A 24605-nucleotide genomic window follows, 5' to 3' on the forward strand; every position below is an offset into this window, starting at 1 on the left:
GGCTGTTTTATCAGCGTTATTGTCAAAAAAACGGGTAAAAGGAATGAGCGTGTATGCGTAAACTTTGTACTATTATAACAGGAATATTTTTAACTCTTTTATTTACAAACTGTCAGCCGTTTAAAGACAATATAGAAGACTATTTAAGTTATTGGTCGGCGGAGGTGATCGCTACGGACTATCGCATCAATCCGTCGTATTCAACGAATGCTGCCGGTGCATTGTGCGTACCGTCCATTGCTGATGATGGAACCGATACCGATGTAACGGTTACGGTTAAACTGCGTAATCCTAAAAACTTTACCCTCAAGATGCCGTCCTCCCCCGCCGATGCAGGAAAGGTTATCCGCTTTCCCAGGCTTTCGCCGCAGCCGGAGTACGGCGATACAAAAGACTATACCTTAACGCAAACAGCACCCGATACACTTACCCTCACGTATAAAAGCGGCTTTTTAAAAAAGTATGAATGGGGCACCGGAGATATCAGTCCCGAAATTACCTTTCTCACTGCCAATAACGACAGAGTATTCCGTCAGAAGTTCCACCTAAACCTCAAGGCTGACACTGCCCCTGCTTTGGAGTACAAGGGTGTCGGGAAAACACTGGTAGGCAGCGAATGGTACTATGTGCTCATATTCCAAGCGAAGGGCATGAATGCCAAGATAGGTACGGAGTATGTACACAGAGACATTGAAAAGCTGCACATTACAAAAGAAGGCGGAGCAAGCGCTGTTTATACCATTCAAAATATTAATTTTAGCTCCCAAACATTCAGCTGGAGCCCCGGTGATCCGCTTTTAAATACTGCAACACAGTTGGGTTTAGGTGATTATGAGGGATCCGCGCCCCCCTTCCCAGAGACTACGGATAAATGGCTCATATACTATAAAACCGATATCGAAGTTTCCGCCTCGTCGGCGGCAAAAACATACACTGCACAGCTCAGCGATGCGGCGGGGCTTCGTTCAAACGAGGTTGAATGCAGTACCGTTAAAAGGAAAGTCGGACTTATAGACCTTGAGGTAACTAACCCATCCCCATATATTCCTCAATCCGGAGAAAACGGCGCAGAGACTCAGCCGTATCGCATAAGATGTGATGAAAACGGTGCAACGCTCAAAGCAACATGCAATACGCCCGGCGTTACTATTTCGTACACGGTTTACGACATAATAAGCAGCAGTACGGCGGTAGAAACAAGCAAGAATTCGGGTGCTTCGCCGCTTACGGGGATACGGCTTATCGCGTCCGGCACTGTTGGGCATACAAAGCAGTATAAAGTTGTTCTAAAAGCAACGGCACCGGGATTTACCGAAGACACCCGTGATGTGTACTACACACTGACCCGTGTAGGCGACGTAACTATAGACGCTAGTACACTCGATGAGAATGAAAAATGGAAAAAGCTGAGAGAGACCGTGGCAAACGCTACCGCAGGCGACATTATCATCATAAATGGAGAAATTAAGGCAACGAACGATACCGGTAACTATGGTGAAATTACCATCGGTAAAGACCTTACGATACGGGGCAAAAGCGGTAAGGATACCGATATTCTGAACGCAGATACGGCTGCGACCGGCAAAACACACCGTATTTTCAACGTGCAAAGCGGTAAAACACTCACCCTAAGCGGCTTGACACTCAAAAATGCTACGACTCCCTCAGATGCAACCGGAGACGGCGGCGCCATTTTGGTTAATATCTCCAACGGCAAGGTAGTGCTTTCAAATTGCACGATTAAAGACTGCAAAGCGGGTACCAACAACAGAAACGGCGGCGGCATTTTTGTTCGGAGCAGCGGAAGGGCAGAGCTTTCAAACTGCACGATTGAGCGCTGCAACGCGAAGCAGGGCGGTGCCATTGGAAGTGAGGGAGGAACCGTTACCATAACCGGCTGTACGCTTACCGGTAACTCGGCGACTGACGGCGGCGCCGTGTATGTAACCTCCAGCGGGGTATTCACCATGCATAGCGGTACCATCAGCGGCAATACGGTGCAATCAGCGCTTACCAAGACGAGCGGAGGCGGTGTATACGTTGCCTACGGTGCAATGTTTACGATGAAAGGCGGTACGATAAGCGGCAATACGGCAACTACACAAGGAAGCACCGGTACAAAGGCTAGAGGTGGCGGGGTCTGCGTCAGTGGAGACGGACGGCCTACTCAGTTCATTATGGAAGGAGACTCTTCGAAAATTATTGGCAACAAAGTTAAAACGGCAGGCGGCGGCTCGTACCTTTCGACAATAGGCGGCGGTGTGTGCGTATGTGATGACGCCACGTTCGAGATGAAGGCCGGCTCTATAGAAAACAATGAAGCGCTTGATGGAAACGTACAATATTTTGGGCATGCAGGCGGTGGTGTATGTGTCGGCGGTCACGGGAGTGCTAGTATCTCGACCTATACCGATGATTCCGCTTCGTTTACAATGACAGGCGGTACCATCAGCAAAAACAAAGCCGGATATGGCGGCGGTGTTGCCGTTATAAGCAATAGCTCCTTTACCATGAAAGGCGGCACTATCGGCGGTGCCGATGATGGTGACAAAAACACGGCAACAACCGACTCGGGCGGCGGCGTTGCCGTTATGCACGGTACCTTTACTATGGAAGGCGGTATGATCAGCAAAAACACAGCTACTGGATATGGCGGTGGCATACACAGCATGAATTTTAACGGCAACAAGGGCGTCATTACCGTGAAAGGCAAGAGTGTTATTAGCAACAACACGGCAAGCAGCGGCGGAGGCGGAATTGCTTCAAGCTATCAGCTTACTATTCAATCTATAGATAGCAACTCGCCGGTCATAAAAGAAAACATAACCGGTTCTTACGGCGGTGGGATATATCTCCCCCTCAATAGCACACTAACCTTTACCGGCGGCACCGTAACCAATAACACAGCTTCCAGGCAAGGAAGCGGTATGTACCTGCAAGATGCTCGTACGACTGTTAATATGTCCGGAAGCGCAACAGTTGCTGCGAATAACGATGTGTATTTGGGCGGTATCCGATCTGGTCATGGCGAAGATGGCTATGCGTTTATCACCGTTATCGGAGCGCTTACAGGACAACAGGCGGCAACGCTCACAATGCAGAACGATAATGCCGGTTACAATGAGGGGCGGGAAGTTGTAAAAAGAGGTAGCTCTTATACGTTTATGCAAGGTGATATCAACAAGTTCCCTATAACCCAACAGACGGAACCAAGTGAGCAGAAATGGACGACGGAACTGGGCACCAATGCGCTCAAGCTGAAAAAGAAGACATCATAAATCAACATACCCCGACGCAGAGCGCCGGAGTATGTTGATTCAAAATGATGAATGCGTGATGTAAGGGATTTTTTAAAAATTGACATTTTCAAAAAATCCCTGTATCATTTTTTTATGAGCATCAACGTGTATTCTCTGGGAGCCGCAGAGGAAGTAACCGGTTCAAAGCATATTCTCGATGTCGATGGGTATTTGTATCTTTTTGACTGCGGGGCTTTTCAAGGGAAACGGGCGGAAGCCGATAAAAAGAACCGCGATTTTAATGTTCCCGCCGATAAATTAACCGCCGTTGTTCTTACCCACGGGCACTATGATCACTGCGGGCTGTTACCGCTGTTGGGTATACACGGGTTTACCGGCAATATCTATGCGACGCCCGCGTCACGGGATATTGCCAACCTCGTGCTGATGGATTCCGCCCGTATACAGGCGCGGGATGCCGAATATTTACAAAAACAAGCAATCAAAAAACATGAAAAATTCGACTGGAAGCCGCTTTTTACCGAAGAAGATGCCGTACAAACCATCAATCAATTTGTAACGGTTTCGTATCATCGTCCCGTGTGGATCGGCCCGAATGTGCAGCTTGAATTTTATGATGCGGGGCATATTCTCGGTTCCGCAATCGCCTTTATTACGGCAAAAGATTCCGCCGGTAAGACTGTAAAAATTGCCTTTACCGGAGACCTCGGCAGAAAGAATAAATCGATTATCCGCGACCCTGATATTATCCCTGCTGCCGATTATATTATGATAGAAAGCACCTACGGAAACCGCCGGCATGAGGATATTCACAATGCGATGGAGATGCTGGAACGTGCGGTTAATGACGCGGTAAAGATGCGCGGTAAGATTATCATCCCCGCCTTTGCCGTTGAGCGGACGCAGGAACTCATCTATTATTTCCATCTGCTGACGGATCAAAAACGGATTCCGCAAATTCCCATCTATGTCGATTCACCGATGGCGGTGAACGCAACGACCATCTTTCAGGTGCATCCCGAATGCTTTGATCACGAAACGCAGGAAGCTTTTGTTAAACATCACAAAAACCCGTTCGGTTTTAACGCGCTCAAGTTTATTACGAGTGTCGATGAATCGAAGGCACTGAACGCGATGGAAGAGCCGATGGTTATTATCAGTGCGGACGGTATGTGTGAATTCGGCCGCATTACGCACCATCTTGCAAATAATATTTCAAAGCCTTCGACAAAAATTATGCTGGTCGGCTATATGGCGGAAAATACGCTCGGCAGACGGCTGATGAACCGTGAACCGGAGGTAAAGATATTCGGAGAATGGCATCAAGTCCGCGCTGAAATTCTTCAGATTAATGCGTTCAGCGCCCATGCCGATTATGTCGAAATGGTCGAATGGCTTGACAGTCTCGACACCGGAAGCTTAAAAAAGCTGCTGATGGTGCACGGTGAACCGGACGCACAGAGTTTTTTTCAAGCATATTTACAGGAACATCGCTATGAATCGCATATTATGCGGTACGGCGATGTGATAGAGTTATAGCGATGCAGATTATTACCGGTTTTCATGCGATAGAAGAATTACTGCGCTCGGTGGAAGCACAGTTGGAGAAAAAAAATTCGGAAACAAAAAGCTCCGGATTGCGGCTCAAGATCCTTTACGCCAAGCAGGGGCCGCGCGTAAAAAAGATCCTTGCGCAGGCGGAAAAACTTTCCGTAACGATAGAGCAGCGGACTGACGCCGAGCTTGACAAATTGACGGCGTCCCTGCCGGAATATCTGCAAAATCACCGCGGAATTATCCTGATCGATGAGCGTCCGCAGGATCAGGCGCCGAAGCTTTCTGCCGATGCGCTGCTCGCTGCGCTGGCTTCCCGCGAAAAAGCCTTTGTGGTCGTCCTTGATTCAATCACCGACCCTCACAATACCGGCGCGATTATCCGCAGCGCCGATCAATTCGCCGTTGACGCCGTTGTGCTGCCCGAACGGAGATCCGCCGGAGACTTTCAGACTGTCAGTAAAATCAGCGCGGGGGCGGCGGCGTGGGTGCCGCTTTTATACACGGCGAATTTGGTGCGGACGGTAGAAGAGCTTAAACGCAACGGCTTCTGGGTATTCGGCGCCGACGCCCAAGGCGACCTGCTGCCGCACACCAAGTTCCCCGACAAAACCGTGCTTATTATGGGCAGTGAAGGGTCGGGCATCAGCCGCTTGTTAAAAGCCTCCTGCGATTCCTTTACGGCAATCCCCACCTCCGGCAAGCTCGACAGTTTAAATGTCTCGGTCGCCGCCGGTATTTTGATGTATGAGGTACGCCGGCAGCAAAACGGGTAGGGGGGGGGAGGCAGGGTAAACGCATCAGGCCGTTTTTTACCACCCCCGCGGGAAAATTGAGACTATTCGACCAGAGTGAACCTCTTCGCGGTTATTCCCGCCGGAGTTCGGCAAGTGCGGAACAGAAGAGGGTGCCGGCTTGCGCTACGTTAAGGCTTTCGATTGCTCCGCTGCCGTTGATTTTAACCAGCACATCACAGAGTTTTTTCGCTTCGGCAGAAATGCCGTGTTCTTCATTTCCTAAGACTATAACGACCGCTTCGTCCGGCTGTACCACTGACGGAATATCTTTTAGACTGCGGTATGCCCGATGATCCGCCCCTATCCGTACCAAATATCCGCTGCTCATCTTTAAAAAATGTTCGGCGGAAGGAGTGGTATACAAGGTGATAAATTCCACACCCCCTTGTGCAATCCGGTAGGCGCTCGGTGTCAGCTGCGCTTGTGCATCCTCTCCGCTTATCACGATATGCTCTATGCCGAAAAAGGCTGCGCTGCGGATAACTGCGCCGAGGTTATTTGCATTTCCGACACGGTCGCACAGCAACACTGCGGCTTTTTCGGTTTCCCACCGTTTCATCTGTTCCGGTGTTACGGCAGCGACGTGGGGTTCTGCAATCATCGCGACCACCCCTTGGTGGTGAACGGAGCCGCAGAGTTTTTCCAATTCCGCATCCGACTGTACGAGCCGGTAGAGCCGTTTCCGCTGAGCAAGATATTTACAAAGGCTGCCGAATGTTTTTGCCCTGCTTCCGGCAAAAAAAAGTCTTGAAATTTTTTCAGGATGTTCGGCGGCGAGCGCTTTTACCGCTTCAAAACCGCACACCGCCAATTCTTTTTGATATAATTCACTCATAGTGCACGTTACGGCAAGGCAACCGCAAAAATAGATACGGTTGCCTTGTTATACCTCTTTTTTTACCTTGAAACTGCTTTACGCGTGAGCTTACGCCCTTCGTTTTCCGCCTTTTCCAATTCTGCCTGTGCAATCGACAAGAGTGCGATAGGCACCGAATAAGACGAACAGGAGACATAGTTCAAACCCGCCTTCATACAGAAGGGGATGTTTTCGGGGCGTGCGCCTTGTTCTCCGCAGAGTCCGAGTTTAATGTCGGGGCGGGTGAGCTTGCCGCGTTCAATTGCGATACTGATAAGTTCCCGCACACACGGATCCAAAATTGCAAAAGGATTGCCGTCGATTAAGTCATACAACGTGTAATCCGGCATAAAGCTGTTAAAGTCATCGCGTGAAAGTCCGAGCGTTGTTTGCGTAAGGTCATTGGTTCCGAACGAGAAGAATTCCGCATAACGGGCAATTTCTCCTGCCGATAACGCCGCAACGGGCAATTCAATCATCGTGCCGATTTTGAAGTCTATCGGTTTCGCTTTGAACTGTGCGCGCATTTCCTGTTCAATCGTACGGATACCGAGGTAGGCATGCCCTTCGATCTTCTTTCCGTATGCAATTTGTTTAAGCTCACGGAAATTCATGATAATTGGAACCATGATTTCAACGTGCGTTTCAACGCCTTCTTTTTGCAGTTTGTAGGCTGCTTCAAAGATAGCGCGGACTTGCATTGCGTAAATTTCAGGATACGAGATTGCGATACGGCAGCCTCGGTGTCCCAGCATGGGATTTACTTCCGCACAAAGCTCGATTTTTTCCGACAATGCTTTTTTAGTAACGGTTTTTTTTGTTTCTTTTTTAAGGTAATCGATAAATTCGTTCAGCTCCGCGTCATTATGCGGTAAGAATTCGTGTAACGGAGCATCCAAAAGACGGATGGTAACTTCACGTCCTGCCATAGTCTTAAAGATACCGTAAAAGTCTTCCATTTGAACTTTTTGGAGCTTGTTTAAAACTTTAATACGTTCTTCCGTTGTTTCGGCAAGGATCATCTCTCTAAAGGGATTGATACGCTTTGCCTCAAAGAACATGTGTTCGGTACGGCACAGCCCGATACCTTCGGCACCGAAGCTGACTGCTAAGGCAGCATCACGGGGACTGTCGGCATTGGCACGGACATGGAAGTCTTGGATAAACGAACGGGTAAGATCAATAAAGTCAAGCAAGCCGGATGTCTTGGGATCAGGTTCGATCAGTTCTGCCGCTCCGAAGTATACGGTCGATTCGCCGTAATAGGGTACTTGCAAGGTGATGTAATCCCCTTCCTTAATGGTAATACCGTTGATGATAGCTTTATTCGCCATAATTTTCATGTCGGGGCGTACCAATGAGATTTTCCCATATTGGCGTGAAACAACGGAGGCATGTGCCGAATAGCCGCCTTCATTCGATAAAACACCGGTAGAAACTTCAATCGCCTTTACATCGCCTGCATAACTCGCCGGTAGGCAGAGAATACAGCGGGTATCAGCGCTTTGCAAACGTGCAATATGCTGGGCTTCAATCAGTGCGTCAGCACTAAAGTATACACGGCCGACTGCCGCACCCGGCGCGCCTGCGATACCGCCCTTTGAATGCTGGAGATTTTTGACGCTCGACATATTGATAACCGGATGCAATATTTCATTTAACTGTCCGGGCTTGACATTTTTTACGACATATTCAGCATCAACGATTTTTCGATTGTACAAATCGAGGAGGAAGTGTACCAATGCAATCGTGCTTTTTGCTTCAACGGATTTTTGCTCGATAAGCCATAGTTTTCCTGCTTCAATCGTAAACCGGATTTCGCGGACATCTTTACTATGATCTTCCAACCGCCATGCAATAGCTTCCAATTGCTCAAGGTATACCGGCTTTATGTCGTTAATATCTTTTCCGAGGGCATCCACTTCATCAAATTTTTCTTGGAAGAACATACCCTGTAATTTCTTTTCACCGGTAACGATATTGCGGCTGAAGAATCTGCCGGAAAAGGATTCCTTGTCATAGTTACCGTATACTAAGGGCTGAATCAATAATGCGACATCATTTTCATTATCAGGTTCAAGACTGAGCAGGGTGCTGATGAGCTGGATGGTTTGATTGAGCTGTACTTCTGCAGTGCTAAAAAACTCCTGCGGCAGATACGGTTGGTACTTATCCATAACGGTAGTACCGGATTCGTTTCGTTTTTCTTTCTTTAGTTCATGTTCAATTTTTTCCAGCTGTTCTTTATAGAGGTGCTGTTTCGCGTTGTCTTCCTGTAACTCTGCAATCTTATGGAGAATTGAAAAGATACCGCGCAATAAGAACAGAACTTCGTGACTTGCAAAATCTTTTCCGACTTTCTTTTCAAAGCCGCCGATGGTTGTTTTTGCCAACCCGAAGTTATGGAGCGTCGGATAGTTGGCGATAACAAGGTTGGGCGAAATAACGAGCTTTAATAAAAGAGGATTTTCCGGATCACCGAATTCTTTTTTAACCGCTTCGCCCATTTTCTTTAAGAACGGTCGCAGTGTCGATAATACATTTACCTGTTGCAAGGTTTGTGTAATAGTTGCATCCATGACAAGACCCGGTACGATAGGTAATCCGAGTTCCGAAAATTCATTCAGCTGGCGCCCGCGGATACCGAGGATTGTTTTGTCGATGTTGCTTTTAAGTGCTTCCTTATTAGTAAAAAAATGGATTGATTTAGACATATTCATAATAAACTCCTAGAAAAGGTTAAGGACGGTGCTGGGGGAACCGCGCAAAAAGGCTTCAAAACGTGGACTTGCGCCTTCTGCAAAATATTTGGACAATTTTGATAAGTCTTTAATTTCCTCACCTGCAACGGCAAATTGGATGCTGCTGCCGTGCTTTACTTTTCCCCATTTAAACAACGTATTGATATCGACAATCTGCTCGCCGTCATAGAATACGATAACCTTATTATGCGGATAGCGTGCATTGTAGCTGCGAATAATTCGCTTCCATGCTTCGACGTTGCCGTTATGAAACAGTTCGTTGGTAACAACAACCGAAATTTGTTGCGAGATGCGGGTTTTCCCCGATGGAACCTGCATTTGAGCGGGGGCTGCCGCCTGTTTTGCTTTTGCAGGACTTGCTGCTGCTGTTTTGGCTTTTGCCGTTGCCGGAGTTTTTACCGCTTTTCGCTTTCGCTCTTTTACCGGCTGCTTTTTTGCTTTAGGTGCAGTAAATACAAACGGCCCGTTCAAAAGTTTTGCAGGAACCGACGGGGTTGTACCACTTAAGAGGTCAAAAAATGCGTTGAATACCGTTTCTGCAACAGAAGTTTCTATTATGCCTTTATCTTGTTTTCCGACATAAATATTTAAGAGTTCATTTTTTTTCATCGTTTCAAAAAGAGACGCATTTGCAGGATTTTTAGGGTTTATCACCAAAAAGCCTAAGTCAGGGTGATGATAACCGATTACGATATCGATTCCTTTCCATTTTGCTGCTTCTGTGATGATATTCATCGGCGTCGTAGTGATTTCTCGGATGTTTTTAGATATAACCTTATATCCCCACATATCGAGTAGTATAACAGATAAAAACGCCGGAATTTCTTCATTTATTAATTCTTTGTTTTCAAGTAATATACTAATTTCATCGGCAATATTTTTTTTAACATTGCTGGCATCCAGAAGCGATAGAGCATTCTGAATATGTGTTACAGAGGCATTAAACCCCTGCTTTGTAGCAAGCGGTACATAAAATCCTAATGAATCGAGCATTCACTTCTCCTTTGCATCGCAAGGATGGTTTTAGAAGCATTGATTAAAAAACGTCCTTGCATTTACTTTCAGTCTTATGGGAAAAACAATTCCTTCAGGAATCCTTGAATAACACGGAATGTAAGTTCCCTATAGATAAAAGCCCTCCGAAACGAGCGTTTCAGGGGGCTTTTATACATAACTTTAACTTATTGCCATACGATAAGCTTTACAGGGTTCTTACACCGGATTTGCGTCCCCGGCGTCCTTTGCTTGCCGTACTATCAACAGCACCCGCTTTCTTCGTTTTAGCGGTACCTCTGCGTCCGCGGGTTGCGGCCGGTGTTCTGCTCACGGTTTCAGCGGCAGGTGCCTCCAAACTCGGAGTTTCGTTTAACACATCGAGGAACTGAGCGCGCCCGCTCGGTGTTCCCGCAGCAGGTTCATCCTCTTCGCCTGAACCGAAGGTCTGTGCAATATCTGCACGAACTGTTGAGCGGCGGCGGCTGAAGGAAGCAAATGCCTGATCCATAAAGCCTTTGGAAACGCCATGGAGGAATTCGTTTAAGACGTTTGCCATACCGTCAAGAGTTGCCTTCTTGCGTTTGATGGAGGTGATATCCACGTCAAGCAAGAGACCCGGCTGCATATGGAACGGGTTGATGAGGTAGTCGAACTTGTTGAATTCAGCCTCGAGGAAGGCGAGCCGTTCTTCCATAACACGGCGTTCAACAGGGTACTGATAATCATACATTTTCTTGAGCCGTTCACGCATGATTACAAGCTTCTTGCGCATCTTGTCTTTTTCGTAGACAAACGTGCGGTTCATTTTTTCGACGTCGGTTTCAGCTGCATTGACAAACGAAATTTCGTCCCAGACTTTTGCAATATCCTTATAGGCGGGTTCACCCTTCGGCATCTTGTACTTCTTCTGGATGTGCTTTTCGTAGAGCTTTGCCAAATCGCCGAAATCGGTAATACGTACCATGAACTTCGACTTGTCATACTGGGTCTGTAATACGTCCCAGAGGTGCTCGACTTCGGTTTCAAATGAACGAACCATAACCTCATACGCTTTGCGCTCTTCAAGCAGCTGGGCATTATCGTAGTAGCGTAGACGAATCTGGTAGCGTTCGTCGGGGAGGTTTGCAACGTTCGTATCATCGTATTCGCGCAACAGCAACTCACGGGCGTTCTTCAAGTTTTCAATGTACTGATATCCCATCTTAGAGGTGTCAAGAATTGAAGTTAACGAGTTAATTGCCGTGTTAAAGCCGCGGTTACGGATGTTTTCGATATCGATGATGTGTTTGATATTCTCACGCACATTGAGCTGATCGAAAGTCTCCGGATCAATTTCCGCTCGCAAGTTTGCGATGCGTTCCATCAATTCCTTTGAAACTACCGAATAGCGCTTGCTTTCAGGATTTTCAACATCATCGTCGGTAACATCGAGAACTTTTCCCATCTTCTTGAAGATGATTTCACTGTCGGTCATCTCTTCTTTGCCTTCGTCGATAAGTTCATCTTTTAATACTTCGATTTCCTTATCGATAAGGTTCATCAGGTGGCCGGAGAGCAAATCTTTGATTAAATATTCAACCGTTGCCTGATACTGGAAAATCGGGCTGATAAGCTCGGTGTCGAGAATGTTGACTGAAAGTTTTACATCCGTTACCGTTTTGGGCTTAATGATGTTGTCTTTAAACGCACACTTTACAATTGAGTAAGCGTTTTCACCGCGGACGAAAGCACCGACGTCGGTTTTCTGACGCAGAAGCGAATTGGTCAGTGTTTCCAAATCGTTGATTCCGCGCTGTACGTGTCCTTGCAGGTGTCCGTACATATTGACGATCGATTTTTCGATTTCACCGGTATTGAACTTATCGGCGCCGCCGACTTCATCCAACAGAGTTGCGATCTCTTTTGGCGTGTAGCGGTTCAGAACCTTCATTTCTTCCCTATCGATAAATCCGCGGACTTTTTTGAGCATTTCATCTTCTGCGGTTACCATATAGCGGTTGAACATATTCTGATAGTTCTGGTTAAAGTAATTGTATAACTTTTCTTTTAAACCACCCATTACATCCAATCTTTCCAGAACGTCTTTGGGTAATTTTGTTGATAAGTGATGCAATACTTTATTGGTCTCTTCTTCAATCAGCTGATTCACTTCTTTTTGCTGATCGCGGTAATCTTGCGCCAACGAATTTCTTGAACCGACAGCACTAGGCTTTTCGGGATGAAATACATTTGGACTTTGAGGTAAATCTAAACTTCCCATCTTACTGTCTCCTTATTGCAGTAGATTTATATCCGTGACGGATATACTAACACACTTCTCATTATAAGGCTATTTGATAAAATGTAAAGGCTTCCCCCCCTTTTTACTTTCTTTTTTTTGTAATACTATAGGTTATATCTAAAAACACGGTGTATTTTTAGAAGGGTGTTATACAATATCTGTAATGAAAGGAGTTATTATGTTGAAAATCAAATCTATTTTCTTTGCTGTTTCTTTTTTTATTATTTCTTTTACGGTATTTGCCGGTGAAAGAACTATTCCCGTCGATATTTTTTTGATGATTGATAAATCGCAATCAATGAATGAACCCGGTAAATTCGAGAGTTTGCATAAATGGGTACGCGATACGCTCGTTACCGAAATGCTGATACCTGATGATTGGATAACTGTCTGGGAATTTTATGAGAAGCCTCATGAATTACAAACATTAGTTATTAAAAATGAAAACGATCGTAATTCATTGATAAAAACAATCGACAATATTACTCCCAACGGTGCATTTACCGATATCGGCAGTGCATTGGATGCAATCCAAGATTCATTAAATAAACGAGGAAAAAACAACCGATATAAAATTTTATTATTGGTAACGGATCTTGAACAAGATGCGCCGTGGACATCAAAATATCGCGGAAAACAGGAATCGTTTAAAAGTCCGTATCTTGCAGAAGCGCGCATTATCAAACATGATAATTGGTACGAAATAACACTGGATATGGATATTCAGGATAAGGTTGTTAAAACGACTCAAGAACTCTATACGAATATTATTGATAATAAGGGAGTGCCCCGTAGTAATGATGACCAAAATAAAGTGCTTATCACCGAAGAAAAAAAATAAATTGCGGAATTATAAAGCAGGGCGTTTTTAAAGATGAAAAAATTGTTTTATATACTTTGCATTGCGGCGGTTATTGTTATTATCGGTCTATTGACTTATCAGCGTATTGTTCGCCAACGAATGCAGGTAATACCACGGAATGCTCAAACAATTATTCCCGTTGCGCCGCAATTGCATCAGCAAGAAGTTTCCGCTTCGGAAGTAATACCGGAAACCGTACAATCGGTTATTACGCTGCTCAGCGATGAGGTACTTGTTGAGGATATACAAGCGGATCTGAATGGTGATAATAAAGAAGATAAAATTATTGCTGCAAAAAAATTATCCGATCAATTCATCTATCTTTTTATATTTTTACAGGATAATGATGCTTACACTTTTACAAGAGCGGCAGAAATAAAAACGGAAGCAACCCATGCGAAAACGCTTTCCGTTTATACGTTAATGGTACAAGAGTACCCATATCCTGTTATAGCGTATAATGGAATGAATGCCGACAGTATGCAGGTTTTCGGTATGTATGCGTTGGAAATCGATGACAATAAAATGATCAGTATCAATTCTTTAGCCGGTATACAAGCGGACGGTCAAATTATACTGAAAAATGAACAGAATAATTCGATTTCCGATTATACGATATCTGCATATTATTCCGATAAAGATGCTCCAAATACGCTCAACCAAATAGAAAAACAATATACATGGAATGCTAAAAAAGAATCTTTTGTGCAAACAAAAGAAATAAAGATTCCCGGAAAAAGAATTGAAAGTCAATTTCTTCAAAAATTTCAAACAGGGGATAGTAATTCTTTTCAAGAATTTCTTGATGGATTATGGTATCAACCGAGTGCACGAAAAGATCAAAACCGGAGTATCTTTTTTAACCGGTCAGAAAATGAAATCATTTTTTCCGTTGATAATATTCAAGAACTGTTCACTATTGATTCGATAACACCGCGCAGATTCGGTATTTATTTTTCTACAAAAAATGCTTCTATTTCGAGTATTCATCGGCGCATCAGTATTGAGTTGATTGGAGTTGATGAGGTGCATGTAAGAGTTATCGATGATATTGCACGTTTGAAAATCGGTGTTGCATCAAACTGGGATGGAACATACCGAAAAATAAGCAATACTGTACGAGAAGTGCAGAGCAGTACCATGCTTGACAATATAAAAAAGATATTAACTGCGGATGAAAAAACATGGGCAAGTGCAGAGGGGTATTCTTTATCTTTTTCGGATAATTCGTATCGCTTGCTGCAAGATACGGTGCAGCAATCAGGATGGTATACGATTTTGCAGATAAAAGACAATACTGTCTTACAGCTTAAAGATACTGAAAATAATGAGCGCTTTTTTAATCTGATACTTGATAATGCCGGCAAACGATTAAGTTTAATAGAAGTTTCCGTTACGTTGAGCGGTATTACACCGATTGGAAAATCACCGCTTATATTTGAATAAGCTTTTGAGATGCATACTGTAACATATCCGCGAGGCAGAGCTTTTGTATAAAATTCTACCTCGCGGAATATCGCAGAATACCGCGTCTTGACTTTGACTGTTTCGGCAGCGGAATGTGTTTTATCTTATCGTTTTACAATAACGGCAGTACCTTGACCTCCGCCGATACACAGAGAAGCAAGACCGAGCTTTTTATCCGATCGAATCATTTCGTGCAGGAGGGTTACTAAAATACGATTGCCCGAAGCTCCTACCGGATGTCCAAGCGCAATAGCGCCGCCGTTGACGTTCGTTCGTTTTAACAGGGCATCACGATCAACACCGTGCTCCTGTACCAATTCATGGATAACACCCAGAGACTGGGCGGCAAATGCCTCATTCAATTCAATCAGTTCCATATCGGAAAGTTTCAGCGATGCATAGTTTAATGCATTACGGATTGCCGGAACGGGACCTAATCCCATTACGAGCGGGTCGACGCCGCCTTGCCCGATGCCGATAATTTCCGCAAGAGGTTTTAGGTTATATTTCTTTACGGCTGCTTCACTTGCAATCAGTACAAAAGAAGCACCATCATTTATTCCCGATGCATTGCCCGCGGTAACGGTACCGTCGCTTTTAAAAGCAGGTTTTAACTTTGCAAGTTTTTCGAGGTCGGTGGTGCGATTGGGATATTCGTCGGTGTCGAAAACCGTATCGCCTTTTTTTGAATGAATGGTAATCGGAACGATTTCGTTTTTAAATTTACCTGCATCGATAGCGGCAATCGCTTTTTGCTGGGATGCAAATGCAAATTCATCTTGCTGCGCTCTGGTAATATTGAATTTTGCCGCGATGTTTTCGGCTGTAATTCCCATGTGGATATTTGCACGGGCATCGGTTAAGGCGTCATAAATCATGTGATCGACCGCCTGCCAGTTTCCCATCTTATTTCCGCTGCGGGTATTTGCAGGTACGAGGTATGGAGCGAGCGACATCGATTCTACACCGCCTGCAACAACAATATCATTAAAGCCCGCTTGGATGGACATAACTGCTTCCATGACCGTCCGCAAGCCGGAGCCGCATACCATATTGGTTGAATGAGCGCATACAGTTTCGGGGATTCCCGCTTCCAATGCGATGGTACGTCCGATATTTTGTCCGAGTCCGGCGCCGAGTACGTTACCGCAAATAAGTTCCGAAACTTGATCGGGCTTTACCTTTGCATCTTCCAGCAGCGCTTTTACTACTGCTGAACCCATGTCTTTAGGCTGTACGGCGGATAATCCGCCGAGGAATTTCCCGATAGCAGTACGTTTTGCACTGACAATATACGATTTTGATAATGTCATTTTTGACCTCCTAGAAATCCGGGGAATATGTTTACGTTAAAGAAAATTTCTAAAAACTTTGGTTTATGAAGTAATTTAGAACTATCCTTTAATTAGGATAAATCCCCTATATTGTTCTATCATATCACGCTTACAACAATCTGACTATATTAGGCGATCAGGGTAAACGCATCAGGCGGTTTTTTATCAGCCCTAATTATTCTACGAGAATGTTTTCTTGTCTGACGGTTTGCTCTTTGATATAATTCGGAACAATTTAGAATGAATTTCTAAAATACACATTGCAAGGAATATCATACATGGAAACACTCTGTCTGCGTCCGCACCATTTGTTATGCACCCGTGCATTTAAAGGTAACGGCTATTCTCCCGCATTTGTTGAAAATATGCAGCGTGTTATCGATCGGTTAAAAACCGGCTGTGATATTACCTTAGTGACAGGCGTCGATGCCATTTGCGCCCCATGTCCCGAAAGAATCGGCAATCACTGCCGCTCGGAAGCAAAAGTAATGGGCTTTGATGAAGCTGTCCTATCGCAGCTCGGATTGGAAAGAAAAACATATACTTATACCGAAATAGAAAAGGTACTTACAGCCCGATTAACCGAACCCGTATACGAGTGCATTTGCCGTGGCTGTGAATGGAAGCAAACCGGCATCTGCTGTTACGCTGATGTAAAACGCTCACTGTTTGCAAAATAAAATAAGAGGTCGTGACAGTTGTGCATTTATTGCAGAAGCGGCATGGATGCCGCTGGTTATATCAGAAGCGATGTTTCGACAACGTCGAAACTCGCAGCCAAAAGTGTACAAGGATGTACACTTTTGGCGTAGATGTGCCGTATATTTCAAAAGATTGACTGATTTTGTCCTGAACACTATAATATTACGCTATGAAACGAAAATTGATAACTTCAGCCCTTCCGTATGTGAATAATATCCCGCACCTCGGGAATTTAATCCAAGTTTTGTCCGCCGATGTCTTTGCACGTTTTTGCAGACTCCGCGGATATACGAGTTTATATGTATGCGGTACCGACGAATACGGTACGGCAACCGAAACAAAGGCCCTCGAAGAAGGGAAAACGCCGCGCGAATTGTGCGACTACTACCATGCGATCCACCGCGATATTTATCATTGGTTCAATATTGCGTTTGACTACTTTGGGCGTACCTCCACACCTCAGCAAACGGAGATTGTGCAGGGGATTTTTAAAGATATTGAAAAAAACGGTTTTATAAAAGAACATTCGATGGAACAGCTCCATTGTGCACACTGTAACCGCTTTTTGGCAGACCGCTATGTACGCGGTATCTGTCCCCACTGCGGCTACGAAGACGCGCGCGGCGATCAGTGTGAAGCCTGCGGCAAGCTGCTGGAGCCGACCGAGCTGAAAGCTCCCCGCTGTTCAACCTGCGGAGCCGCGCCGGAGCCGCGCAGTACCAAGCACCTCTACATCGATTTGCCGGGCATTGTGCCGCAGTATGAACCATGGATGCAGAAAGCGAGCGTAGAAGGGCAGTGGAGCAACAACGCCGTGCAGATGACCAAAGGCTGGCTGCGCGATGGTTTACAGGAACGCGCCATCACCCGCGACCTTAAATGGGGCATCCCCGTCCCGAAAGCGGGCTTTGAAGATAAGGTGTTCTATGTCTGGTTTGATGCCCCGATTGGCTATATCTCTATTACAAAATGCTTTACCGATTTAACCGGAGCCGATTGGAAAAACTGGTGGCTTGAGCAAAACGACATCGAGCTGTTTCAGTTCATTGGAAAAGATAATATCCCCTTCCATACGGTGATTTTCCCCAGCTCACTCATTGCATCGGGGAAGGATTGGGTAAAGCTCCATCATATTTCAAGCAGCGAGTACCTCAACTACGAGTCCGGCAAATTCTCCAAATCGAAGGGGATCGGCGTGTTCGGCTCCGATGCCAAGGATTCAGGGATTCCGGCGGATATGTGGCGCTTCTACATCTTCTATAACCGCCCCGAAAAGAATGATGCCCTGTTTACGTGGAAGGATTTTCAGGAGCGGGTAAACAGCGAGCTGGTGGGGAACCTGTGTAATCTGATAAACCGGACGCTCACCTTTGTGTCGCGTTATTATGACGGCGTTATCCCGCAGCGGGATGGGATGGCTTCCGCCCGTGAGGATGTCCGTGCGGTAACGGAAGGCTTGCGTGCTGCAGCAAAGTATAGCATTGAAAAAATTACTGCACTGCTTGAAGAAGCGGAACTGCGCGATGCCTTCCACGAGCTGTTTACACTTTCCTCAGTTGCCAACAAGGCGTTCCAAGACGGAGAGCCGTGGAAAAACCGCGAGGCTGATCCCGAAAAAGCGGAGGCGCTCCTCTTTGAACTGTGCTATTTAATCAAGGATTTGCTGATATTGATGCACCCGTATATGCCGGAATACGCCGATGCGGTTGCGTCGTTCTTAGGTATTAAGATATGGTCGGGCAATGTCTTTGACTGGGAACATCCCGTACAGCCCCGTCACGCAACTGCCCTTGCGTGGGAAAATCTCTTGGAGCGACGTGGTTTGGAGCGGGTACAAAAGCCTGCAATCATCTTTAAAACGCTGGAAAACGATGCGATTGCGGCGTATCGTGAGCGCTATGCAGGAAGTCAGAAGGAACGCGCCGCGCAAGCCGGAAAACAGGCTACGGGAAAGCAAGCAGGCGGAGAACAGGGCGGGAAAAAACAGCAGAATGCGGGAAGCAAAAACGAGAAGCAGAAAGCCAAGCCGGAATGGGCGGATATTTCTCCCGAACGGCTGTTTACCGATTATATTTCGTTAAAAACCGCGAAAATCATTTCTGTGGAAAAACATCCCGATGCGGATAAGCTCTTTGTGGAAACCATTGACGACGGCTCGGAAAGCGGGCGGGTTATCCTTTCCGGCTTAGCGCCGTATTTTGCGCCGGAAGAGCTGGTTGGTGTGGATATTATCCTCGCAGAAAACTTAAAGCCGCGGAAAATGCGCGGGATTGAATCGAAGGGAATGCTCTTAGCGTCTCATTATACCGATGCGGACGGAACCGAGCGGGTTGAACTGGTTGGGATGCCCGGTGCGGCTGCCGGTACGCCGGTAATGCTGGAGGGAGCTGAAGCAACTACGCCACTGGTACAGAAACCGCAAGCCATCGATGCGGAGCTGTTCTTTGCAGTGCCCTTTACGGTAGAAGATTTCCGCGTATGCGCCGCCGGAAAACAGCTCTTGGTAAACGGCAAACCGCTTGTAATGAAGCACGTTAAAACCGGTACGGTACAGTAACAGCGCAGATATGGGGCTGTCCAAAAACTTCAGTTTTTGGACAGTTTCCTTAGATTTAGATGCGATGTTTAAAATTAAGTCATTATTGTATCAAGACTTAATCTTAAACTCGCGGGGATGTCGAAAAAGTAACCAACTTTTGAGACATCCCCATATGTTTGTAGGGGAGGGGACTGCCGTTACGGTAATACTCAATGATCAAGAGTGTATAATTTTTAACCAGTAATCACAAGCCATTTCACTCAGTAGTTCATCATGTGTGATGATCACAACGGTTTTTCCCGCTTGTGCAAGCGCATCAACCCACTGCACCATACTTAAAAGACCTTCGCCGTCCATGCCGCTGGTCGGCTCATCGAACACAAAGAGCTGTGCCTCCGAGCAATACGCCGCGGCAATTACTACCCGCTGCTTTTCTCCGCCGGAGAGCGATGCAGGATGCCGGTTCCGTACCGCCTGCAAGCGGAACAGCTCAAGCGCTTCTTCTGCCCGGTTCTTTATGTTTTGAGACGGTTTCCACCCCAACAGCAGCTCATTGATGACGCTGTCGGAGTACAGCTGATAATCAGCATCCTGCATCACAAAATAGCTCATACGCCGCCGCTGTGCACATGAAAGCTTCTGTCCGTTCAGGGTAATGCATCCTCTCTGCTGCCGCAACAGTCCGCACAGTACCTTGCACAGGGTAGTTTTACCGGCACCGTTTTTTCCGGTCAGTGCAGTAATACTCCCCTGCGGAAACGTAAGGCTGATATTCCGTATACCGCATTCCATTGCCCGACCGGAACCGTCTTCGCCGCGACATTCCGCATACCGTCCATTCCGGTATAAATACGTTACATTCGACACACATAAATCAGATCGCGATGCATTCGGCTCTATTTTTGCCGCTTTCGGTAATTTTACAGCCGGATCCGGTGTTGACGTTTCTACTGCTGCGGCTTTTTTCGGTGTTTCTTTTAGTGCGGCGATTTCAGGTTGTCCTATTACTTCCTTTGTACGAATGTGATTTGTCCGCAAAGATAACTCCGCCATACCGGGATAGCGAAATCCGAATTGCCGTAGCTCACCTTCCTGCAAACGGTAAAACTCATCTGCCGTCCACCGGTGTGCAGCTCTGCCGTTTTCGATATGCAAAAATGAATCTGCAATTCCTAAAAATGTGTGCAGCCGGTGCTCACTGATGATAATCGTCGTTCCACGCTTTTTAATCTCCGCCAAAAGACCGGTAAGAATTTCGATGCCATCCGAATCCAAATTGGAAATAGGCTCGTCCAAAATCAGGATTTGAGGCGATAAAATGAGCGCTGCTGCAATCGCTACCCGCTGCTTTTGCCCTGCCGATAGGGTATCAACGGTTCGACATAACAGCGGCTCTATGTTAAGAAGTGCAGCCGCTTCTCGTACCTTTTCTTTCACGTACATCGGTTCCAGTCCAATATTCTCTGCAGAAAACGCAATTTCATCCTGTACACTGTTCATAAAAAACTGACTGCGTGGATCTTGAAATACAACCCCGAACGTCCGCACCCGCTGCTCAGGCGGCATAGACGCAGGTTCTCTCCCGGCAACCAGCACCGAACCATGCAGCGCTCCCTCGTAAAATGCCGGAGCTAAACCGTTGATCAGCCTCAACACGGTACTTTTTCCCGCTCCCGATCTTCCGCACAAAACAACGCATTCCCCGTCCCGTATATCGAATGACATCCCCTCAATGCAAGCATCCTGCCGATTCCCTGCCGCAAGCTCCGCTTCCCCATAACAAAACGATACATCACAAAACGTAATCATAGACATAGCAACCGTATTTCACACAATGGCAATCAACACCATCACAACACCGTATAATCCAACGGTAAGATAATCGTAGATGGATAACGGAACGGAATACATGCTGCTTCGTTTTTGAGGAGCGTCCAAACCGCGCAGTTCCGCCGTTGCACCCAATTCTGCCGATAGCTTTAAACAGCGAACGGTAAACGGAACAAAAAAACTTTCATACACAATAACCGGATGACGGACATAATCATGCCACTGCGGAAACAAACCCCGTGCCTTAATCCCCTCCCGAATCGATGCCATCTCTTTCCGCAGTACCGGAAAAAAGCGCATCATCATACAGAGCATAATGGTCACGGACTTAGGAATGTGCAGGCTTTGCCAGCTTGCCATCAGCCTACTCGGATTGCTTTTTACAATGGCGGCAGCAAACATCACGAGCGGAATTGAGCGGGCCAGGGTATGCAGGATCACATAGAGCAGCGCTGTATGCGGCGCACATATCCGGGCAAGTACTTGGAGAATAGTATAGAAAAAGCACAAACGCCACGCAGTCCGCACTTCCTTCACCTGCAGCAGATAACAGCCTGCCAGCAGGCACAGGCAATGCATTTGTCCGATCCGCTCGTAGAAAAACCAAACGGCCGTAGCACACAGCATAACAGCAAGGTGTGTTCGAGGGTCGAGATTTTGCACCGACTTTACGCTAACTTTGCTTTTTGAATATGTTTTTTGAAAAACAGCATACCGACCCAAAATCCTACAGCCGCAAGTGCCGCCGAAATCAACCCGATAAGCAGCATCATATCGAGCGAACCGTAAAAGCGAATCAATACTTGCTTGCCTTCTTCGGTATATGAATCACCTAAGCTCCTTAAATACCAGTCCTTAAAAAAGAATAGCGGAATTGAACTGCCCCATGCATACAGCGTCCAATATACCACATAGCCGATACCGTTCCGCACCGGGTTTTTGTAGGTATTATTACCCAGCATCAAAAGCTCGCAGATGAGCCCTACTGCAAGCATCACTGCAGAAAACCATGCCGAGCCGAACGCAGCCATCATCAATCCGCAAAAAATTGCCGTTACAAGGAATGTTCCGTGTTTCGCCGTTTTGTTTGACATAACAATGTAGAGCGGTGCGCAGAAAAAAGCCATCACGCCGATGTAAAAAAGGTAATCGAGTGCGGGTGTTGCCGCTATTGTCATAACCATCTTAACGATAACCATAATCACCAGCATCGCGATATTAAAAATCGAAAGTGTGATAATATCCTTTAACCGCAGCCGTGCCGAACCGTTTGTTTTTACTTCCATAGTATTTCCTCCTCTTGAGTTAACATCTGCTAACTCAAGAGAATACTATAGCGGCAATGAACAGCTGTTTTCCACTCCATTCAGTCAAAACCTATCCAAAAAGCCGTGAAAATTGGCCAGGGCAAACGCATCAGGCTGTTTTTTTAATATCCCCGCAGAAAAATTGAGCCTATTCGACCGAACTGCCAAGGATGGCAGTGGTTCCATACAGTAGTGATGTTTTGTGCACGCACAAAACTCGCCTTCAACTGATGTACATGGACGTACAACAGTTGAAGATGGTTCAAATGGTCTCACAGTCTCAATTTTTCCGCGATTTTTATCTATTCTGCCTGATGCGTTTACCCCTTTGATGGAAAAATGTGCGAAATTTTATGCAAAATTTCGCACAGAAGAGAGGCTTGAGGATAGACCTTCCGTTAGTCTTTTGGAATAGATGGTACAGATGCTAGGAGCGCATAAAAAACACCCGCAGGTACGACAAAGAATGAACATCCGTGTACATTCATAACCGCCATGGATGGCGGTAGTTCCAGACAGAAGCGAGTTTTTGCAGAGCAAAAACTCCTATGTTTTTTGTCAAGCAGAAAAGTAAACCTTTTTAGTTTTTTCTCTGCTTGGCCGCTCCCGTCCCTGCAATCCTTGTTTTACACGCCTGTTTTATCCCGCTTGTAAGTCGGGGGCAGGCATTTCTTGATATTCCATCTGTTTATTCTTCATTACTAAGTACAACAATTTCGCCATCTTTCGTGCTATCGCTGTTATCGATATCTTCTTTCCTTTCCCTCGCTCCGTCATATAAAAGTATTTTGCTTTTAACGCTCCCCCATGTTTACTCCGTACTATCGCCCATGCCGCCTGATATAATAGAGCCCGTACAACCTTATTCCCCTTCTTCGTTATATGCCCATACTTGTTAATCGTCCCCGAACAATCTACCCGCGGCACCAGCCCTACATAATTTGCCACTTCGTTTCCATTATTAAAGCGCTTGCCATCTCCTACATACGCCGCAAAAGCAAGCGCTGTCTTATCTCCGACTCCCGGTATCGTTTGCAGCCGTTGGATACCTTTATCCTCTTTACATTCTTTTTTTATCAGCTGCTCCAACTCCTCTATCTGTACCTCCAGCATCGTAAGCCGCTGACACAATCGTTGTGCCTGCCCTGCTTCATAGTCAAAAAGTTGTGCTAACACCTTTTGCCGATTTACATCCGTTTGCAAATTACTCCGCTTAATCGTTGTTATCCCGCATTGTACGAATAACGCGTGGAGCCGATTGAGCTCCTGTGTCCGGTCGCCCTTTAATGTTTTGTACTCTTTGATGAGTTTGCGACGATAGTATTCCTTATCGGTCGGCACATCAACGGTCGGTAAATCTTCCTTTTCATATATCTTAACCAGCCGAGCAAGCTTTAATGCATCTTCTTTATCCGTCTTCTTCGTGCTGGCATAGATAACCGATAACTGCGAAGCATTTAAGATGACTACTGTGCAGCCGATTGCTCTCATCTCTTTTTCCATTACAAAAGCGAGACTATTCGCTTCCATCGCCACAATATCTTCTGCCTTCAGTTTCGTGTATAGTTTTGCCCTTCCGCCTTTGGTTGTTTCTCCTCCTGATCTGCCGACTTTTCCTTTCTGATCAAAGTAACACATTTCATACGTTCTTTTGCTCAGATCCAATCCGATCCATCGACCATTCCCTTGCATATGACACCCCTTGTGCTATAAAATAGGGGACAGGGAGCTTTTACCGGTTTTTGGACTACCGTAACTCCTATTCGCGGTACGCACCGTTAGCGGTGTGGCCGCACTTTGATTTACGGCAGCAGGTTTAGGTTAATCTCGTCGACGAGGTTCATCTTTATTCAAGATTTTCTCACGTTTTGCGTCAACCTGCTGCCTGCCCCCTTATCCCGTCAGATAAGGGTACCATATCCACCGGTAATTAAAAACATATCATCTCGTCGTCCACGAATTGACAAGGATGTCAATTCGTGGACAGCGTTAGGGATTGCAGCGATAGCCTTTTTGCTGCCAGAAGAAGTCACATGCAGTTTTCGACGCGAGGAGAAA

General features: G+C 46.0%; 16 protein-coding genes. 7 read left to right on the top strand and 9 right to left on the bottom strand.

Annotated elements, in window-relative coordinates; genetic code table 11:
- Positions 1–53 precede the first annotated feature (53 nt).
- From E4N66_RS05290 to rlmB, 3 genes are all read left to right on the top strand, one after another.
- A complete protein-coding gene (locus tag E4N66_RS05290; RefSeq protein ID WP_253729235.1) occupies positions 54–3278 on the top strand; it encodes a right-handed parallel beta-helix repeat-containing protein in 3225 nt (1074 codons plus the stop codon).
- A gap of 114 nt (positions 3279–3392) precedes the next feature.
- Positions 3393–4799 (top strand): MBL fold metallo-hydrolase RNA specificity domain-containing protein, encoded by a 1407-nt coding sequence (locus E4N66_RS05295; RefSeq protein ID WP_253729236.1) that lies wholly within the window; start codon positions 3393–3395, stop codon positions 4797–4799.
- Between the two features lie 2 nt (positions 4800–4801).
- The gene (gene rlmB, locus E4N66_RS05300; RefSeq protein ID WP_253729237.1) at positions 4802–5590 is read left to right on the top strand and encodes a 23S rRNA (guanosine(2251)-2'-O)-methyltransferase RlmB; all 789 of its coding nucleotides are present in this window, start codon (positions 4802–4804) and stop codon (positions 5588–5590) included.
- A 91-nt stretch (positions 5591–5681) separates the two neighbouring features.
- Here the strand turns inward: rlmB and E4N66_RS05305 are convergent, their stop codons facing one another.
- The 4 genes from E4N66_RS05305 to cfpA all read right to left on the bottom strand — a co-directional run bounded on the left by E4N66_RS05305 (position 5682) and on the right by cfpA (position 12485).
- Entirely contained in the window at positions 5682–6446 is a 765-nt protein-coding gene (locus tag E4N66_RS05305; protein WP_253729238.1) for a TrmH family RNA methyltransferase, read from the bottom strand.
- 62 nt (positions 6447–6508) lie between these two features.
- Positions 6509–9187 (bottom strand): putative PEP-binding protein, encoded by a 2679-nt coding sequence (locus E4N66_RS05310; RefSeq protein ID WP_253729239.1) that lies wholly within the window; start codon positions 9185–9187, stop codon positions 6509–6511.
- Between the two features lie 9 nt (positions 9188–9196).
- Complete coding sequence (locus E4N66_RS05315; protein WP_253672473.1) at positions 9197–10222, bottom strand: hypothetical protein; 1026 nt, start codon at positions 10220–10222, stop codon at positions 9197–9199.
- 208 nt (positions 10223–10430) lie between these two features.
- Positions 10431–12485 (bottom strand): cytoplasmic filament protein CfpA, encoded by a 2055-nt coding sequence (cfpA, locus tag E4N66_RS05320; protein WP_253729240.1) that lies wholly within the window; start codon positions 12483–12485, stop codon positions 10431–10433.
- Between the two features lie 199 nt (positions 12486–12684).
- On the opposite strand from cfpA, the gene E4N66_RS05325 reads away from it, so the two are divergent.
- Together E4N66_RS05325 and E4N66_RS05330 are read left to right on the top strand one after the other, a co-directional pair.
- On the top strand, positions 12685–13347 hold the full coding sequence (locus E4N66_RS05325; RefSeq protein ID WP_253729241.1) for a vWA domain-containing protein: 663 nt from the start codon (positions 12685–12687) through the stop codon (positions 13345–13347).
- A gap of 33 nt (positions 13348–13380) precedes the next feature.
- Complete coding sequence (locus E4N66_RS05330; protein ID WP_253729242.1) at positions 13381–14814, top strand: pallilysin-related adhesin; 1434 nt, start codon at positions 13381–13383, stop codon at positions 14812–14814.
- A gap of 125 nt (positions 14815–14939) precedes the next feature.
- On the opposite strand, the gene E4N66_RS05335 is transcribed toward E4N66_RS05330, so the two are convergent.
- Positions 14940–16148, bottom strand: a complete 1209-nt coding sequence (locus tag E4N66_RS05335; protein WP_253729243.1) for an acetyl-CoA C-acetyltransferase — start codon at positions 16146–16148, stop codon at positions 14940–14942.
- Positions 16149–16447: 299 nt separating this feature from the next.
- Between E4N66_RS05335 and E4N66_RS05340 the strand changes: the two genes are divergently transcribed.
- On the top strand, positions 16448–16849 hold the full coding sequence (locus tag E4N66_RS05340; RefSeq protein ID WP_253729244.1) for a DUF1284 domain-containing protein: 402 nt from the start codon (positions 16448–16450) through the stop codon (positions 16847–16849).
- 191 nt (positions 16850–17040) lie between these two features.
- Complete coding sequence (metG, locus tag E4N66_RS05345; protein ID WP_253729245.1) at positions 17041–19428, top strand: methionine--tRNA ligase; 2388 nt, start codon at positions 17041–17043, stop codon at positions 19426–19428.
- A 198-nt stretch (positions 19429–19626) separates the two neighbouring features.
- Here metG and E4N66_RS05350 read toward each other — a convergent pair whose 3' ends face one another.
- From E4N66_RS05350 to E4N66_RS05365, 4 genes are all read right to left on the bottom strand, one after another.
- A complete protein-coding gene (locus E4N66_RS05350; RefSeq protein WP_253729246.1) occupies positions 19627–21219 on the bottom strand; it encodes an ABC transporter ATP-binding protein in 1593 nt (530 codons plus the stop codon).
- A gap of 18 nt (positions 21220–21237) precedes the next feature.
- A complete protein-coding gene (locus tag E4N66_RS05355) occupies positions 21238–21867 on the bottom strand; it encodes an energy-coupling factor transporter transmembrane component T family protein (protein ID WP_253729430.1) in 630 nt (209 codons plus the stop codon).
- A gap of 41 nt (positions 21868–21908) precedes the next feature.
- Positions 21909–22526 carry an MptD family putative ECF transporter S component gene (locus E4N66_RS05360; protein WP_253729247.1) on the bottom strand — a complete coding sequence of 206 codons (618 nt, stop codon included), beginning with the start codon at positions 22524–22526 and terminating at the stop codon, positions 21909–21911.
- A 660-nt stretch (positions 22527–23186) separates the two neighbouring features.
- Positions 23187–24239 carry an IS110 family RNA-guided transposase gene (locus E4N66_RS05365; RefSeq protein ID WP_253728401.1) on the bottom strand — a complete coding sequence of 351 codons (1053 nt, stop codon included), beginning with the start codon at positions 24237–24239 and terminating at the stop codon, positions 23187–23189.
- Positions 24240–24605 lie beyond the last annotated feature (366 nt).

Origin of the sequence: Treponema sp. OMZ 857 (genome assembly GCF_024181085.1) — a bacterium.
Taxonomy (GTDB): Bacteria; Spirochaetota; Spirochaetia; order Treponematales; family Treponemataceae; genus Treponema.

Bases quoted from the DNA above. Each gene is read 5' to 3' on its own strand.
- E4N66_RS05290 (WP_253729235.1), top strand. From the start codon at position 54: ATGCGTAAACTTTGTACTATTATAACAGGAATATTTTTAACTCTTTTA.
- E4N66_RS05295 (WP_253729236.1), top strand. From the start codon at position 3,393: ATGAGCATCAACGTGTATTCTCTGGGAGCCGCAGAGGAAGTAACCGGT.
- rlmB (WP_253729237.1), top strand. From the start codon at position 4,802: ATGCAGATTATTACCGGTTTTCATGCGATAGAAGAATTACTGCGCTCG.
- E4N66_RS05305 (WP_253729238.1), bottom strand. From the start codon at position 6,446: ATGAGTGAATTATATCAAAAAGAATTGGCGGTGTGCGGTTTTGAAGCG.
- E4N66_RS05310 (WP_253729239.1), bottom strand. From the start codon at position 9,187: ATGAATATGTCTAAATCAATCCATTTTTTTACTAATAAGGAAGCACTT.
- E4N66_RS05315 (WP_253672473.1), bottom strand. From the start codon at position 10,222: ATGCTCGATTCATTAGGATTTTATGTACCGCTTGCTACAAAGCAGGGG.
- cfpA (WP_253729240.1), bottom strand. From the start codon at position 12,485: ATGGGAAGTTTAGATTTACCTCAAAGTCCAAATGTATTTCATCCCGAA.
- E4N66_RS05325 (WP_253729241.1), top strand. From the start codon at position 12,685: ATGTTGAAAATCAAATCTATTTTCTTTGCTGTTTCTTTTTTTATTATT.
- E4N66_RS05330 (WP_253729242.1), top strand. From the start codon at position 13,381: ATGAAAAAATTGTTTTATATACTTTGCATTGCGGCGGTTATTGTTATT.
- E4N66_RS05335 (WP_253729243.1), bottom strand. From the start codon at position 16,148: ATGACATTATCAAAATCGTATATTGTCAGTGCAAAACGTACTGCTATC.
- E4N66_RS05340 (WP_253729244.1), top strand. From the start codon at position 16,448: ATGGAAACACTCTGTCTGCGTCCGCACCATTTGTTATGCACCCGTGCA.
- metG (WP_253729245.1), top strand. From the start codon at position 17,041: ATGAAACGAAAATTGATAACTTCAGCCCTTCCGTATGTGAATAATATC.
- E4N66_RS05350 (WP_253729246.1), bottom strand. From the start codon at position 21,219: ATGATTACGTTTTGTGATGTATCGTTTTGTTATGGGGAAGCGGAGCTT.
- E4N66_RS05355 (WP_253729430.1), bottom strand. From the start codon at position 21,867: ATGCTGTGTGCTACGGCCGTTTGGTTTTTCTACGAGCGGATCGGACAA.
- E4N66_RS05360 (WP_253729247.1), bottom strand. From the start codon at position 22,526: ATGGAAGTAAAAACAAACGGTTCGGCACGGCTGCGGTTAAAGGATATT.
- E4N66_RS05365 (WP_253728401.1), bottom strand. From the start codon at position 24,239: ATGCAAGGGAATGGTCGATGGATCGGATTGGATCTGAGCAAAAGAACG.